The organism is Paenibacillus sp. FSL H8-0283 (assembly GCF_045040675.1).
Lineage (GTDB): Bacteria > Bacillota > Bacilli > Paenibacillales > Paenibacillaceae > Paenibacillus > Paenibacillus amylolyticus.
In genome coordinates, this window is the sequence record NZ_CP150295.1 from 281828 (window position 1) to 297838 (window position 16011).

A 16011-nucleotide genomic window follows, 5' to 3' on the forward strand; every position below is an offset into this window, starting at 1 on the left:
TGAGAGATTCAAACTAGTGTGGTACTTGGGATTGGAAGTCATTCCGGCTGGACTGATCAGCATGGTAAAAGACAATGTCGCCATCCTTCAGCGGCCAGGTTCTGCCTTGACTGTCTGTTGGCGTTTTGTTGAAACCTTCCAACTGCCATTGATTCATCAGTGGTGCATGAATGTATTGCAGATGGGGCGCCTCTGTATTTCCATTCCGCAGGCTCTCCATGTTGAAGTTGACTACGATATAACCATTCTTTAGAAAAATCTTCGATTTCTCATCCAGCTGATTTTGTCGGGCGAGGGGTTCGAGATCCGTCCCTTTTGGTACAGCATATACATCGGCTGGCAAGCTGTACTCCCCGTACCAACGCTGGATTGCTGCATTGGCCCGGTCCACGTTGACCACGGAAGGAATTTCCGATTTGGGCCCGATGAGTGTCCGAATCGGAGCGGACAGGATCATCCAGTCATAACGACCTACCCATGTTTTTTCATGAGATGTCTGATCGACTAGGCGAACCATATGTTCTGCCAACGTACGCTGGCTGCGTTCTTCCGCTGTCAGTTCATAAGTATACTGATAACGTGCTGTATCACCTAACTCTGTGCCGGGTACATTTCGAAGCCGTGAGTTCAGCACAACAAAGCGTTTCTCCATATCCTGTGCCGATCCGATACGGATTAGGCGTTCCTGGCCTCGATGGTAGTACAGATCCACTTCTTGTCGGGAGGACCCGTCTTTACTCACAAAAGCAAAAGTGGGTGTAATTCGAATACCATCCTGTTTGCCAAACATATTGCCCTTGGTCTTCAGATCAAACTTGAAATGGTATCCTGTCTTCACAGTCGCGTTAGCGAATCCCTGCACCGGATGGCTTCCTGGTCGAATAGGCAATACAAATGGAGCCAGGTTACCTCGCGGATCACCATCAATGCTATTCATCCCGGTCCAGTAGCTATAGCCCGTTGGTTCGGGACTACCCAACCGCTTGCGAAATACATTTTCCCAGTTGTAATCGGAGATATCAGTGACGTGAAAATCATATAACCTTCCGATGACATCTACCGGTACGGTATCTGCTGCAACATGATGTGCCAGATTGGTATTGGCATCCTGTTGCTCGGTAAAGTTTGCAGGTGCATTCTCTGCAATATTGCGGAATACAATATGGTATTTGCCTTCGTCTACCCATACAGGGAGATAGAATGTGGTGTCCAGTTGATTGACCGGAATATCCACCCATGTCTTAGCAGGGATAAACTGGCTCCGATCTGCATTATAGACATCAAACGGGAATTGCACCTGTTTGATTCGAAAATATTTGGCATAGTCCCGATTCCCATAACCGGGATAACTCACTGCGTCCAAGTGCTGTCCTGATGTGGGAATTCGCACAATGAACGGACGTTCCAGAATGAGTGCAGCGCTGGTTGGGTCCGGTACGGTTTTCTGATTATGCGGTTGATCATCCGATACCCAGGCGTAGTTGACGACAGGGGTGTGTACCGTGACCGTGTTGATGCCGTTAATCGGTAATATTTTATTGGCACCCCCATTCACGTTACCCGGTAGCAAATCATAATAGATTTCACCAGAGCTTGTGGTGTTTGCCTTATTCAGCAGGGAATTGCTGATCATGTTACCCGGTTTGTACAGCACATCACGCCCAATCGTTGTTGGATTAGGAATATTGGATGGCGTCGGGCCATCTTTGGTTGCTTCCACATCATTCATAATGGTTGTGTTGTTGAATTTCACTAGATCATTATTCACTTTACTTTGAGGTGTGTTGGACTCAGCCATCCCTTTTAACCGTGATGTATCATCTGGCACACTGGGAGGTTGGTTCAAACCACCTGTTAATTTGGGTGGAGTATATGAGATTGAAGAGGTTTGTCCTGGTCGTACATGGCTTTCTACGGCTTCATCATTTTTAGACTCTAGTGTTGGTGGTGTGTATCCTGTTGGATTCATCGTAACGGTCTCACCGGGCAAAGCGTAATTATTCATGGTTGCTTTAGCGATCTTGTATACTTCCAGATTGTTAATTTTCCAGTAGGAGTAGTCTCTTGTGATCTGGAAGTTGTATGGCTTGGGTACCGTGTCGTTCGCGGGTACAGGTGGCCCTGGTGTACAACCATCATCATCACATTCCTCTGGTCCAGGTACTGTCCACTCTCTGTCGTACGAGATTGTGACATTACAGTTGTATGTAACTTTACCGCTCATTTTCGCCCAAGCTTGTTTAAAAAGATAATTGTCAGCAAAGGCATTTGTGTAGAGTGACTCGGAAGTAGGGATTCCTTTTAACACATTGAATGTTTCATTATCTCTGTTATCTGACTTAATAACACCGTTGGTATTTGGATCAAGATCATTCATGCTCATGATGGTTCCAGCAGAAGGTGGTCCAATCGTTGGTGTGCAACCTCCACCGCCTCCGTTACCGTCGCCTTCGCCAGTACCTGGGCTCTCTTCAACACCAATGTTTGTTGTGGTAGTTAACTGAAATCCATCTTTCTTCCACAGTACGGTGATGGTTGTAGTTCCCCTACTGACAGCTTGGACTAATCCGGAATTACTAACGGTAGCAACACCAGGATTGGATGATTCCCATGTAGTTGTACCACCGCTTCCAGTGTTTACATTGGTCTCCGCTCCAAAGTTTCCATCTCCATTTTTTGTTTTGACCGTTGCATTCAATTGTTTGGACTGGTTCAAGCTAAGTTGCCCGCCAGCTGTGAGGTTGATCTCTTTGGTTATTTCGGCAAAGGCCCGCCAATATATATCCGTATTGAATATGTAGTCGGCAGAGAATTTAGGTGGATTATAGGGTCTGTGGGCTGTTGGTTCAATCGCACCTCCCATTTGAGTTGTAAATTTCACCGTATCACCGTCAAATGATTCCACACTAACCAAGATTGGTTTTCCTGGTAAGTAATATTGTGTGTTATCCATGTACATGGGCTTTAACGAAATTGTAGTTAATTCACTTCTAGAATACCTCTGACCGGAACGATCAAAGTACTCAGAGGGTTTGTAGCTTGGTGCATCCAGTGAAAGATTTACGCAAACTAATGATGAGTTTGGTTTGTTAGTATCGGGGTTATTGCTTAATGTTTGGCCGTTGCATTCTCCATCTACACGCCATCTTAAATTATCGAGCTGGTAAACATAAACACCGATATTAGACATTCCACTGCCCTCAACGGGGATTACTTTTTTCTGAGACTTTGCAGGTGATGGAGGTACTATATGAGAGGCTTCTAACACTGGCTTTGTTCCAGGCCCCCCTCCAGCAAAAACAACTGAAGGGGTTGGGAACAATATACACAATGTTATATATGCTATTAATAATTTTTTTAATGATTTATAGAACTGCACATTGGAACACCCTTTTCATAGTTTAATTTGGAACTACAGTATAGTTTGTTCCATCTTTGAGCGTCAGGCGTACTCCAGGATTTAGTGACTTATCAAAATGTAAGAGACCATGGCCCCAGTAAACAGGGTTCTTTACGATAAACACGCCTTTGGGTCCGAGTAAATCATTTATATGTTTAGGTCCGTACTCGCTAAAAGCTTTGGTGCTTGGTGAAGTTAGAGCATTAATAGTTGGGGAATGGATAAGACTACCGGCTTGCAGTTGATTCATAGAGTTCTTAATACTAATATCAAACTCTGTGAAAGAATAATAAGCGCCTCTTAGTAATCTATCTTTTTCATCAACGAAAACAGGATAATAGATACTTCTCTCAGTTTCTTTTACATATGGATTGACGATGATCCAGTTCTTGACCTTCAGATCTGCATAATTCGTTACTGTAACTAATTCTTGATTACGAACTTTCCCAAAATCTCCAGTTACTTTGCTGTAATCATACGATTCAGAAAATTTTTCTGGTCCTGCTTTCTGATACTTAGGCGCAATAATATTCAAATTCGTCCCCGTCAAACCCACTGCTCGCAGTTCATTCAAACCCTGAAAATCGGCAGGTTTTGTCTTGGCAACTGCTGCATAACGGGCGATCAATACAGCTACTTCAGCTCGTGTTGTAGTACGATCAACGCCAAATGTTTTATCGTTTGCCACACTCATCAGTCCTGTTCCCAGCGCAACGGCTACTGCATTTTTTTGAGCGCTTGCGAGTTTACCAGTGAAATATTCCTTTGTAGGCACAACGGTGTTGGTTACATCAGAGAGTGCTTGTTTGTACTCAGGATCAACCACGGTTAGCCCTTGCGTTAGCCAAGTAGCCATTTCGCCTCGCTGAAGAGCGCCTTGGGCATCCAATTTTCCCTTGTAATTAGAAGGGCTGATAAAACCTTTTGCTATAGCAATAGAGACACCACTTTTTGCCCACTCGGGTATGTCCGTGAAATTGTTTTGTTCTTGTGTTGATGCATTAGGCTGGTCGGATAAACGTCCCAGGATACTTGCCATTTCAGCTTTAGTGACAGGTGAACTTGGTTTAAATGACCCGTCGGCATACCCCATGAAATAACCTTGTTCCACGGCCGAATTAATCGCTGCGGATGCCCAGTGTGTAGAAGGAACGTCCTTGAATGTAGTTGTAGCTTGTGCGGCTTCTACAGAACTCCCAACGCCTCCAAAACCTACGATACCCCCTGTTAATAAAGCTAATGCCGTTACGCCAGAAATCATCATTTTTTTCATGAATCTTACTCCTCTCAATTGTGAATTTCTCTCCTTGATATGTACTTTTCAGGCTACTAGATAATAAATTTGTAATAATAATCAATATTCTACCATGTATAACTAGGCTGTTGGTATGATTTATCAACAAAACTCCTCCTCTCCGCTCAATCCTTACTACTTCTCCAGACCTACTTTTCCTCAAAAAACACAAAAAAAGGCCACGAATCCGCAGATTCATAGCCTTATGCTTTAAGGTTTCCAACATATGTAGTTCCATCAATAGTCAATTCAATAATCAATAAATCAAGAATACTCGATTTCCATACATTTGAAAAGCCCTATTCTCCTTACTCAAAATAAAGTCAGGCTATCGGTGTTCCATTAGGTAACGGACTATCCGGTGTGAGCAAGACAACATCGCCTTCACCAGGCACGCCGCCCAGCACAAGTACTTCAGAGACAAAACCGGCAATCCGCCGAGGTGGAAAATTAACTACAGCAACGACCTGTTTGCCAATGATCATGTCAGGCGTGTATCGCTGAGTAATCTGAGCACTGGAACGTTTCAGGCCAAGTGGTCCGAAGTCGATCGTCATTTTAATAGCGGGAATACGAGCCTTGGGGAAGGGTTCGGCCTCCACCACGGTACCAACCCGGATGTCATGCTGCATGAACTCTTCAAAAGTAGCCATAGGGGTAAATCTCCTTTCAACTATTGGGGACTATTATAAATGAAAAATCAACAAAAAATCCAGATTACGCTGTATCGTAACCTGGATTTCTGTTGTGTTGCTTTGAAACAAATTAAGCGCCGTTCCAATTCTCTCCGGTGAGGTATTTCTCGGTGAGGATGGATAACATCTGAATACCTACTTCATTATGTCCGCCTTCTGGAATAATGATATCGGCATACTTTTTGGATGGCTCGATAAAAGCATCATGCATCGGTTTTACCGTTTCAAGATATTGTTTGTACACGGATTGGATCGTGCGTCCGCGTTCCTCAATATCCCGCAGCACTCTACGCAAAATCCGCACATCGGAATCAGTATCAACAAATACTTTGATGTCCATTAGACTGCGAAGGTGTTCGTCAATCAGCACATGCAATCCTTCTACAATGACAATATGGTTCGGTGCCAGTTCAACGGTCTCATTGGCAGCACGGTTATCTATGGTGAAGTCATATACGGGGGCATACGCCGCTTGGCCTTTTTTTAACAGGGTGAGATGCTCAATCAACAGATCATTATCGAATGCAAACGGGTGATCGTAATTGGTGAGTCGGCGTTGCTCAGGTGTGAGCTGCGACTGGTCTTTGTAATAATTGTCTTGGGATATAAACGTAACTTTAGCTGATCCCAGACGGTCTATGACGGAGCGAGCTACCGTCGTTTTACCGGAGCCGGTTCCTCCGGCGATACCAATAATGAGCATGGTTGTTCCATAAGCCTCCCTAAAATGGCAGCATGATGAATGGATAAAAGCGCATCAGAAATCCTTCTTTCATGGCCTTTATCCACATGTCTGTCTCTGAATACACAATTCCTTCATTGTACCATAGCACTCGACTTTTTTCATCTTGGTGAATGGACCATGTTTTGCCTTCAAGGGGCGTTATGCATGCTCATATTCATTTTACTGCATATTTTTGGATGATACTCCCTGTGGTGACTCCCATAATGCCATTAGTCGCTGGCCGATGGAACTTTTGGTGAACAGATTCAGGATGATAAAACCAAGTACACTTCCTGTTGTATTGGCTATTATATCGTTCAGATCGGTGCTGCGACCGTTGCCCAAGGTTATTCGGAGCAGGAGCTGTGTTATTTCAATGAGGAAACTTAGAGCCAATCCCGCTAATGCTGCTGTTCGCATCGAATGAATCCAAGGCTTTATGAAAGGAAGCATGAACCCCAGTGGCATAAACAGCACAATGTTTAGGAGAAAGCTTGGTGCATCCGCGGTCAGGAGCGGAATCCATTGAATGCTTTGATACCATGGCGTTTGATTGGCATAGATTCCAATGTTCACGTCGATAGGGAAAAATACAAAATGCATAACACCCAACATATATATGGCAAATACGAGCATCGACACATACTGTCTGACCGTGTACCTGGTTTTGCTCACCCTGGCATGGAGCATCAGGGCGAGCAGGACCAGAACGAATAATGGGCCAAGTACGATGGGAGATGAGATTGAATATTGGATGGACATGGAATGGCTCCTTCGATAAGGCAATAATATTAGGCTATTGAAGCTGAATCTTCATTTCCATTCCCTTGATGAATTGATTATCTTTAACCTCTTCAGCGAAGTCATCCTTGATCTCAAAAGGTTTCACTATCAGATATTTTATATCCTTGGCAGTTGTGGCATATATGCGTTCGGATGTTAATTGGGTTCCCTTATAGGTGCCCTCGCCGCTAAGTGAGGTCAGTTGCCGCCCTTGATCATCAGAGACGGCAAATCCGATGTGACTCAGCTGTTCCTGCTCTTTTGCCGTAAGAGTATTCTTATCATTCAAACTGATAACAGTAGTTAGACGAGTAGTGACAGGGGAAACCACAGCTTCCTTAACAGCGGCCGTATACAGATCGTTGGTCATGGCTGTGTTAGGCAGAACCTGATGAATGTTTTCTGTTGATTTGGTAAATGGAACCGTAAGCTCGAACTCATGATCGATGCCCTGCAACGTCAATTGAACTTTGGCGTCGAACTGATCCGGCCAATGTGCCGTTCCCTGATCGGAGGAAATGACCTGCTCAAAGAGCAGTGTATCTGGCTGAGTTTCTCCTACCGAACTATAGAACAGTCCACTATTCGGAAGGGTTCCGTCGACTTTGAAAAAGACATTCTCAATTCCGCTGCTCAGTTTCACGATGTCCCTGCCATTGTCATATTCGCCTTGATTCAGATTAGGTGCAGTGAAATGAACCAGAAACGCAGCACGTGTACCATCATATACCGCTTCAAGCACTTCGAGCTTCACATCCTGGTAAGCAACCTTGCTGTTAACAGGAGTAGTTAAGCCTTCGTTGCCCGCCCTTCGCAGACCCATATCAGCTTCTATCGAGCTGAAGAGGCTGCCCACGAGTGGAATATTGCGCAAGGAGGCAGCCATGGCCGGTGATACAAAGCCGGATGCAAATACGGTAACGCCCAACACTCCGGCTGCGATCGTCGCAGCTGCAGCCTTGTGCCATCGCTTGTTCCGGCGACTGGAGCGCAAAGTCTGTTCCGTTTTCAATGTGTTTGGTGACGTCGGCAGAGATTCCAGTGTGGCATCAATCCGGTTACGAACGAGTTCAGACATCAGAGGACGCTCCTTCGCTTTGTTCTTTAGTTCCTGATCGATATTAAACGGGTTTGACATGTAAGTTTACCTCCCGAAAATTTTTGAATTTCTGATATAACTCCTGCCTTGCCCGAGTAAGTCTCATTTTCACTGCACTTTCGGAAATATTCAGGGCATCGGCGACTTGACGGAGGGACAGGTCTTCAAAATAATGCAAAACGACAACAATTCGTTTCGATTCCTCCAGACGGTCTACCGCTTCTCGCATATCGACCTCATCGTAGGGACTGGAATGCTCCCGCTTTTCTGAAGGTACTTCCGCATAAGCGGTGGAGAGAGAGCGGCGGGACAACATCGTGTTGCATTCATTGATAAGGATGCGAAACAGCCAGGTTTTGAAATACCGGGGTTCCCGGAGTGTATGCACCGATTTGTATGCGTTCAGGATTGTCTCCTGAATGGCATCGGCCACGTCCTCCTCTTTTCGCAGCATGGATTTTGCCGTATTGTACAAAGAGTTTTCAATGTCTCGAATAAGCCGGATAAAGGCTTCACGATCTCCTTGGATGGTCTGGTTAACGAGATCGGTTGAACCCATGGATAACAGCTCCTTTCGTATTGGAGGGATGAAGCCAGCACTTGGCTGGTTTTTATATGAATTAGACTGGCGAGTAGGGCATATGGTCACATTTACTTTTTATAGTTTTAAAAAAGGGCATTGTTATATCTGACGTATCGGGTCTCTGCGTTCCCTTCAATGATAAGAGAGGTTGATTTTTCCCTAAGATTGGATGATTGACTTTCTCGAAAACAGCATTATAATAAACTTATATTCATAACACGGACTGTTACTGGGGAAACCAGGCATGACCGAATTCGATTGCTTTACTGTAATCGCTTTCGGTCTTTTTTTATTTTTGTTGGGGGGTGAGAACATTGAAGGTTATCAAGAAAGTAAACAATAACGTAGCCATCGCTATTAATGAACATAACGAAGAGGTTTTTGTCGTAGGCAAGGGTGTAGGATTTCTGAAAACGCCTTACGAGCTGACGGAGACGGACTTGGTGGAGAAAATATTTGTAGCACCAAAAAATATCCGTATGTATGATCTGCTGAACAGTATTCCGATTGAGGATATTTATCTCGCGGAGGAAGTCATCAAGCTGGGCAGTCAGATCCTGAATAAAACATTTAACCCGAATCTGCTTCTCACCCTGTCCGACCATATCAGTTTTGCATTAACCCGAACCAGAGAAGGTATCCGTATCAAAAACCCGCTGGAATGGGAAGTGCGGACACTCTATCCGGACGAGACCCGGGTGGGGGAGGCTGCGCTGAAGCTGATTCAGGAAAAAATGGATATCGCTCTGCCAGCAGCCGAAACAACATTGATTGCTCTGCATTTTGTTAATGCACAGGTTGGATCGGGAGAGATGACGGATACCACCAAGGTGACTACAGTTACGGGAGAGATCCTGTCCGTGATCAAATATGCCCTCAAAATTGACTTTCAGGAGGATTCCATCCATTTCACGCGCTTTGCCACACATATCCGGTATTTCATTCTGAGGCAGATGAGCGGTAAGTCGCTCAAGGATGAGAATGAATCGCTTTTCCTGATGGTGAAGGAGAAGTTTCCGAAAGAACTGGCTTGTGTGGAGAAGATTGCTGACTTCCTGAAAAATAATTACGGCTGGACCTGTTCGGATGATGAAAAATTATATCTGATTCTGCATATCCAACGATTGATTTCGAATGAACCAACGGAATGAACCTAATGAAAAACTAACCGAATAATCCATATTGGACTGTTACTGATTCGATCAGGCATGACCAAGCGTAGGGAATGACGATTCCCCGGCTTGGTCATTTTTTATATATCCAATTTATTCATGTAGAGGAGAAGGGTCATGAACAACAAAGACTTGGCTAAAAACGTACTTGATCTCGTTGGCGGCGAGCAAAATATATCGGGTCTGACACACTGTGCAACCCGTTTGAGATTCGTTTTGAAGGATGATAACAAAGCAGACCTCAAGGCGCTGGATCAGCTCGAAGGCGTGCTCAAGGCACAAAACTCCGGTGGACAGGTTCAGGTTGTTATCGGTGCCAAAGTAGACGCGGTATATAGTGAAGTGAAGAATCTAACTTCTGACAAGATTGGAGAGCTTACGGAGTCTACAGACAGTGGACCGAAAAAGAGACGTAACCCCATCAATGTAGTGCTTGAAACCATCGCAGGTATATTCACGCCTGTTCTGCCAGCACTTGTTGGTTGCGGGATGATCAAATGTTTGGCTACCGTTATAACTGCCATGGGTTACCTAGAAGGCTCCGGTTTCCTGACAATCATTAACATGATCGGGGACTGCATTTTCTACTTCATGCCATTCTTCCTGGCTGTCAGTGCAGCAAACCGTTTCAAAACCAATCCCTATTTGGCGGTAGCTCTTGCTGCGGGACTAATGCATCCAACCATTTTGAACGCTGCGGCTCAGATTGCTGAGACGGGTGTAAACAGTATTGATTTTCTCGGCATGCCGATTCTGTTGATGAAATATTCCTCTTCCGTCATTCCAATCATTTTGGCGGTATGGATTATGAGTTATGTGTATCCAATTGTTAATCGAGTAATTCCTAAGTTTTTGCAGGTCCTGCTTACCCCAATGATTGTTTTGTTCATTATGATTCCAGTGGAACTGATCGTGCTTGGACCAGTAGGTTCATATATCGGTGACTGGTTGACGAATGGCATTAACTCATTGTTCTCCACTGCAGGTGTTCTTGCTGGTGCGATCCTTGGATTTTTCAAACCGATCATGGTTATGTTCGGTATGCACTATGCCATCATGCCGATTCAGGTTCAACAAGTGGCTACCCTGGGTGCAACCGTGCTGTTACCAACGGCACTGGCGGCGAATTTGGCTCAGGCTGGAGCAGCCTTCGGTGTGTTTGTCCTAACGAAGAGTAAAACGATGAAATCAGCGGCTGCTTCGAGTGGATTCACTGCGTTATTCGGGATTACCGAGCCGGCGATCTATGGTGTAACGCTGAAATACAAACGTCCGTTTTTCGCAGGTTGTCTGGCAGGAGGATTAGTTGGTGGATTCTACAGCTTGGTGCATACAACAGCGAATGCAATTTCACTTCCAGGTATATTGGCAATTGGCACGTATTCATCGGATCGTTACATGTATGTCGTTATTGGTTGTGTTGCCGCAGTTGTACTCGGGTTTGTGTTCACGCTGTTGGCGGGCATCAAGGAAGATACAGATGGAAATAAATCGAAGCAACAAGCTACGAATAAAGTAAATAGCAATCAGACAGTCGTTGCCTCAGAGGTAACTCCAGCGTCCGTATCATCCCAGACATCCACATCTTCTGACATGCTTATCGTTAGTCCAATGACAGGGGAGATCAAACCCATCTCTGAAGTGGAGGATCAAGCGTTTGCCCAAGAATTGATGGGTAAAGGCATTGCAATCGTTCCGACAGATGGCAAGGTATATGCTCCATTTGACGGGGTAGTCGAAGCACTTTATCGCACCAAGCACGCCATCGGATTGAAAGCTGCGAATGGTGTCGAGATCCTGATTCATATCGGAGTGGATACCGTCAGTCTGAAAGGGAAATATTTTAACGCCCATATCGAACAGGGACAGACAATCAAGGAAGGGGATTTATTGGTTGATTTTGATCCGAAGGGCATTACGTCAGCAGGTTATAACTCCATTACATCGATTGTGGTAACCAACATGCAACAGTACGGAGATGTGCTGACTACAGCGACCAGCGGCCCGATCCGGGAGAGTGAACCTTTGATCAAGCTGATTCCGTAAGAACTGCTCATCTTTTCATTAAGCTACAAGTTACAAGCTAGATGGTCTTAATAACACGTAATAACAGGAGGAAACTAAAATGACAAATTCCAATTTTCCAAAAGATTTTTTATGGGGCGGTGCACTGTCTGCCTGTCAGGCCGAGGGAGCTTATAATGTGGACGGCAAGAGTCTGACCATCCCTGAAGTGATGAAATTTAACGAGAAGAACGACCGCAAAGTGACCAAGCAGATCAGAGTGAATTGGGAGATGATTGAAGAGGCCAGGAATGACCCGGATACTGTGAAATATCCGAAGCGCCGGGGAATCGATTTTTATCATAACTTCCGTGAGGATATCGCCTTGTTTGCTGAAATGGGCTTCAAAGTATTCCGTTATTCCATTTCATGGGCCAGGGTATTTCCGGGTGGCGACAATGCCGCTCCGAACGAAAAGGCACTAGAGTTCTATGATCAGGTTATTGATGAATGTCTTAAACACGGTATGGAGCCCTTGATCACTATCAGTCACTTTGATACACCAATTGTACTGATGGACAAGTTCGGAGGATGGTATAACCGCAAATTGATCGATCTGTATGTGAACTATTGTGATGTGCTGTTTAATCGCTACAAGGGCAAAGTGAAATATTGGGTGACATTCAACGAGATCAACATGAGCGTGAAAGCATCGGCCAAAACGCTGGGAATCATTGATTATGATGCTCCAAATTATGAGGAAATGTTGTTCCAGGGGCTGCATCATCAATTTGTAGCTGCGTCCAGAGCAACCAAGATGGCTCATGAGATTGATCCGAATAACCAGATCGGAAGTATGGTGGCTTATTTTACAACGTATCCTTACACTTGCAAGCCGGAGGACGCACTCCAGATGCAACAGGATGATCAGATGAAAAATCAATTCTACCTGGATGTGCTCAATAAAGGCGAGTACCCTTACTATAGTAAAACGTATTTCAAAAACAAGGAAATCCAGTTGAACATCGAGGATGGCGATCTGGATAGCATTCGCGCACACACGGCTGATTTTGTGGGGATGTCGTATTACAACTCGATGATTTCCAGTAGTGATACCGAACAACTCGAACTAACGGCAGGCAATGTACACAGTGTATATAAAAACCCGCATCTGCCCGCTAACGAGTGGGGTTGGCAGATTGATCCCATTGGCCTGCGGTATACGCTGAATCTCGTCTATGATCGGTATCAAAAACCTGTCTTCATTCTGGAGAATAGCTCAGGTTTCTACGATAAACTAAATGAAGATGGAACGATCAACGATCCTTACCGGATTGATTTCCTGAGCAAACATATCGAACAGATGGGACTCGCCATTGCGGATGGGGTCGAGGTGTTGGGATACACGATGTGGGGGCCAATCGACATGATCAGTTCAGGGACTTCCGAGATGAGCAAACGGTACGGGTTTATCTACGTGGATCAGGATGATTATGGAAATGGTACGCTGAAAAGATATCGTAAGGATTCCTTCTTCTGGTATCAGAATGTGATCCGTACCAACGGAGCAGAACTGTAACGCACCATGAACATTTTGGGTCGTATCAAAAAAATACCCGGCGGCTTGCTGATTGTTCCTATGCTGGCCGCCGCGGTGATCAACACGGTGTTTCCATCGTTTTTTCAGATCGGAGATCCAACAACAGCGCTGTTCACATCGAAAGGTACCATGGCGCTGATCGGTATGATATTACTGATATCAGGAACACAGCTTAACTTGTCACAGCTTCTGGTGACTTTGAAGAGAGCAGGGGTGCTCTGTATCTCCCGTATCTTCATCAGCTGTCTGTTCGGCTGGGCGTTTGTACACTTTTTTGGCATAAGTGGTGTCGGAGGAGTTTCTGCGGTAGCTTTCATCGCTGTTCTGACCAGTTGTAATCCGGGATTATATCTGGCCTTGATGAACACGTATGGAGATGATGTGGATCGTGCTGCGTTTGGCATTCTGAATCTGATCGCCGTACCGGTTATTCCGGTCATGATATTGAATTCGGCAAGCGGTGTCGGTATCGATTATCTCAGTGTACTTGCTACACTAGTACCTTTTTTGATCGGGATACTGCTTGGTAACCTGGATAGCAACATACAGAAGATGTTCGCTCCGGGAACACTGATTCTACTACCTTTTCTAGGTACCAGCTTTGGGTCCAATATTGATCTGCGTATTGCATTTCAGTCCAGTCTGTCCGGTTTGTTGGTCACGGTGTTATTTTTGCTGATCTGCATGTTGCCGCTCATTGGAATCGATCGCACGATATTAAGACGGCCCGGTTACGCAGCGGCTGCGACATGTTCGGTTGCTGGATTATCCATGGTGGTGCCTTCGATGGCTGCCGGGTTCAATCCGGCGTATGCGCCATATGTGGACACAGCTATCGCTCAGATTGCGTTTGCCGTGATCCTGACGTCGGTGACCGTGCCTTATATCGTGAAGCGTTTGGCTGGAGGAACAGCAACGGAAGCTTCTGCTTCGACAAATCACTAGAAAAAAACAGCATGTGTTCTGTCAGATTATGACGGATCACGTGCTGTTTTGCTTTGTACATCTATATGATCTCCTGGGGGAGGAGAGGGATCGATCGGTTTATTTTACAGACCCAGCAGTTGTTTAACACTTTCAGCTACAGCTTTGCTAGATTGCGGATTCTGTCCTGTGACCACGCGGCCATCTGTTGTGACATAGGAGCTGAATGCAGCAGCTTTATCGTATTGTGCAGCGCGTTCTCTCAAAGCATCTTCCAGCAGGAAAGGAACATACTCGGTTTGTTGAGCCAATGTTTCTTCTTCATTCGTGAAGCCGGAAACGGTTTTGTCGTTGATCAAAAGCAGGCCGTTGGACAGCTTCACATTCAACAGGGCTGTAACCCCGTGGCACACGCCGGATACAACGCCACCTTTTTCATAGATATCACGAGAAAGCTCTTGAAGTTCGGCATTGTCCGGGAAATCCCACATTGTACCGTGACCTCCTGTGAAGTAGATTGCATCGTAGTCACTCGCGTTTACTTCGCTAGGTTTCAACGTATTTTTCAATTGGTTCATGAACATTTCGTTCTCGAAATAGGCTTTGGTGCTCTCATCCAGAGAGTCGCCCAGACTTTTCGGATCAAGAGGTACGTTCCCGCCTTTAGGGCTAACCAGATCGATCTGAACATTGTCATTATGGTCAAACTCTTCAATAAAATGAGTTGCTTCGCTCAGCCACAAGCCAGTAGGCTCATCCTTCGTTGCGTACTTATCTACATTTGTTAGAACAACCAGTATCTTTTTCATATTAAAACCTCCCGTAAAATATATAACATAAATTTATAATAAATATCACAAAATTAAATTGTGTAAAATATATTATTAAATATAACATAACCATTTTCTAAAGTAAAATCATGAGCATATCGTCGATCTCCAATGTGACTTTCAAGCGTAGGAGTAAAGAACAATCTAGTCGTAGTAAATATGCCTGTAAGAATGCACTTTTACTTATTATGCCCTGCTTAATTTACTCAAATTGTAAGCGGAGGTAGGCGTGTGTAAGCGATATCGAAATTAATTCAAATTTGATGTTAATTTGATTGAACAACTAGTTCTTTTGATTTAGAATGGCGGAAGATGCCAACGAAAAACTGGTACATATTACATATATACTTGGAGGAACATTCATGAAACGTTCAGGCAAATTTTTCGCTTCAACCGTAGTTGCTACCGTTGCTGCAGTATCCATTGTCTCTTCAGCTTCAGCGAGCACAGTTTCAGTCTCCAACATCTCTAGCGTAACACCGATCAACATCAGCAGCAGTATGGATATCGAAACAGCTTTGATGATGGTCCAACAAGAACGCGCCAAATTGCTGGATGCGCAATTGCAATCGCAAATTCAGGAAGTTCAGAACCGTAATCAACTGATCGCGGATTTGAACTCTCAATTGCAGATAGCCCAGCAAAACGGGGATGAAGCAGCTGTTCAAAAGCTGAAAGGTCAAATTGATGCTGCAAGCAACTCCCAACAGATGGACATGCTTCGTCTGCAGTCCATGTCCAACAAGCGCAATGAAGCGTTTGATGTCATGACAAACTTTGTCAAAAAAATGCAGGATTCAAGATCATCCATCATCGGTAACATGCGTTAAGAACGGATAATTAACTGCAACAACACAAAAAGAGCGAAGCCGGAATTTACTTTCCTAAACTTCGCTCTTTTTG

The 16011-nt window shown here is 44.8% G+C and carries 13 protein-coding genes; 5 read left to right on the top strand and 8 right to left on the bottom strand.

The window, feature by feature from the left end; translation table 11 throughout:
- Positions 1 to 13 precede the first annotated feature (13 nt).
- The 7 genes from MHI52_RS01310 to MHI52_RS01340 form a co-directional block, all read right to left on the bottom strand.
- Positions 14 to 2953 (bottom strand): DUF5704 domain-containing protein, encoded by a 2940-nt coding sequence (locus MHI52_RS01310; protein WP_405158306.1) that lies wholly within the window; start codon positions 2951 to 2953, stop codon positions 14 to 16.
- A 448-nt stretch (positions 2954 to 3401) separates the two neighbouring features.
- Entirely contained in the window at positions 3402 to 4673 is a 1272-nt protein-coding gene (locus MHI52_RS01315; protein WP_405158307.1) for an S-layer homology domain-containing protein, read from the bottom strand.
- 344 nt (positions 4674 to 5017) lie between these two features.
- Positions 5018 to 5347 carry a chaperone CsaA gene (csaA, locus tag MHI52_RS01320; RefSeq protein WP_062837691.1) on the bottom strand — a complete coding sequence of 110 codons (330 nt, stop codon included), beginning with the start codon at positions 5345 to 5347 and terminating at the stop codon, positions 5018 to 5020.
- 112 nt (positions 5348 to 5459) lie between these two features.
- Positions 5460 to 6092 (bottom strand): uridine kinase, encoded by a 633-nt coding sequence (gene udk / locus MHI52_RS01325; RefSeq protein ID WP_036616377.1) that lies wholly within the window; start codon positions 6090 to 6092, stop codon positions 5460 to 5462.
- Positions 6093 to 6293: 201 nt separating this feature from the next.
- Complete coding sequence (locus tag MHI52_RS01330; protein WP_405158308.1) at positions 6294 to 6875, bottom strand: VanZ family protein; 582 nt, start codon at positions 6873 to 6875, stop codon at positions 6294 to 6296.
- Between the two features lie 34 nt (positions 6876 to 6909).
- Positions 6910 to 8034 carry a DUF4179 domain-containing protein gene (locus tag MHI52_RS01335; RefSeq protein ID WP_405158309.1) on the bottom strand — a complete coding sequence of 375 codons (1125 nt, stop codon included), beginning with the start codon at positions 8032 to 8034 and terminating at the stop codon, positions 6910 to 6912.
- On the bottom strand, positions 8018 to 8554 hold the full coding sequence (locus MHI52_RS01340) for an RNA polymerase sigma factor (RefSeq protein ID WP_405158310.1): 537 nt from the start codon (positions 8552 to 8554) through the stop codon (positions 8018 to 8020). The genes MHI52_RS01335 and MHI52_RS01340 overlap by 17 nt, the downstream gene beginning before the upstream one ends.
- A gap of 329 nt (positions 8555 to 8883) precedes the next feature.
- On the opposite strand from MHI52_RS01340, the gene MHI52_RS01345 reads away from it, so the two are divergent.
- The 4 genes from MHI52_RS01345 (at position 8884) to MHI52_RS01360 (ending at position 14299) form a co-directional block, all read left to right on the top strand.
- Positions 8884 to 9729, top strand: coding sequence for a PRD domain-containing protein (locus MHI52_RS01345; protein ID WP_405158311.1), 846 nt, complete (start codon positions 8884 to 8886; stop codon positions 9727 to 9729).
- Positions 9730 to 9867: 138 nt separating this feature from the next.
- Entirely contained in the window at positions 9868 to 11796 is a 1929-nt protein-coding gene (locus MHI52_RS01350) for a beta-glucoside-specific PTS transporter subunit IIABC (RefSeq protein ID WP_405158312.1), read from the top strand.
- Positions 11797 to 11875: 79 nt separating this feature from the next.
- Entirely contained in the window at positions 11876 to 13333 is a 1458-nt protein-coding gene (locus MHI52_RS01355; protein WP_036616385.1) for a glycoside hydrolase family 1 protein, read from the top strand.
- A gap of 6 nt (positions 13334 to 13339) precedes the next feature.
- A complete protein-coding gene (locus MHI52_RS01360) occupies positions 13340 to 14299 on the top strand; it encodes a 2-keto-3-deoxygluconate permease (RefSeq protein ID WP_353884082.1) in 960 nt (319 codons plus the stop codon).
- Between the two features lie 104 nt (positions 14300 to 14403).
- Here the strand turns inward: MHI52_RS01360 and MHI52_RS01365 are convergent, their stop codons facing one another.
- Positions 14404 to 15087: a type 1 glutamine amidotransferase domain-containing protein gene (locus MHI52_RS01365; protein ID WP_127546516.1), complete on the bottom strand. Its 684-nt coding sequence runs from the start codon at positions 15085 to 15087 to the stop codon at positions 14404 to 14406.
- A gap of 383 nt (positions 15088 to 15470) precedes the next feature.
- Here MHI52_RS01365 and MHI52_RS01370 point away from each other — a divergent pair, with 383 nt between their 5' ends.
- Positions 15471 to 15938 carry a hypothetical protein gene (locus tag MHI52_RS01370; RefSeq protein ID WP_353884083.1) on the top strand — a complete coding sequence of 156 codons (468 nt, stop codon included), beginning with the start codon at positions 15471 to 15473 and terminating at the stop codon, positions 15936 to 15938.
- Positions 15939 to 16011 lie beyond the last annotated feature (73 nt).

Coding starts and splice junctions, on each gene's coding strand:
- MHI52_RS01310 (WP_405158306.1), bottom strand. CDS start 2,953: ATGGATAACACACAATATTACTTACCAGGAAAACCAATCTTGGTTAGT.
- MHI52_RS01315 (WP_405158307.1), bottom strand. CDS start 4,673: ATGAAAAAAATGATGATTTCTGGCGTAACGGCATTAGCTTTATTAACA.
- csaA (WP_062837691.1), bottom strand. CDS start 5,347: ATGGCTACTTTTGAAGAGTTCATGCAGCATGACATCCGGGTTGGTACC.
- udk (WP_036616377.1), bottom strand. CDS start 6,092: ATGCTCATTATTGGTATCGCCGGAGGAACCGGCTCCGGTAAAACGACG.
- MHI52_RS01330 (WP_405158308.1), bottom strand. CDS start 6,875: ATGTCCATCCAATATTCAATCTCATCTCCCATCGTACTTGGCCCATTA.
- MHI52_RS01335 (WP_405158309.1), bottom strand. CDS start 8,034: ATGTCAAACCCGTTTAATATCGATCAGGAACTAAAGAACAAAGCGAAG.
- MHI52_RS01340 (WP_405158310.1), bottom strand. CDS start 8,554: ATGGGTTCAACCGATCTCGTTAACCAGACCATCCAAGGAGATCGTGAA.
- MHI52_RS01350 (WP_405158312.1), top strand. CDS start 9,868: ATGAACAACAAAGACTTGGCTAAAAACGTACTTGATCTCGTTGGCGGC.
- MHI52_RS01355 (WP_036616385.1), top strand. CDS start 11,876: ATGACAAATTCCAATTTTCCAAAAGATTTTTTATGGGGCGGTGCACTG.
- MHI52_RS01360 (WP_353884082.1), top strand. CDS start 13,340: ATGAACATTTTGGGTCGTATCAAAAAAATACCCGGCGGCTTGCTGATT.
- MHI52_RS01365 (WP_127546516.1), bottom strand. CDS start 15,087: ATGAAAAAGATACTGGTTGTTCTAACAAATGTAGATAAGTACGCAACG.
- MHI52_RS01370 (WP_353884083.1), top strand. CDS start 15,471: ATGAAACGTTCAGGCAAATTTTTCGCTTCAACCGTAGTTGCTACCGTT.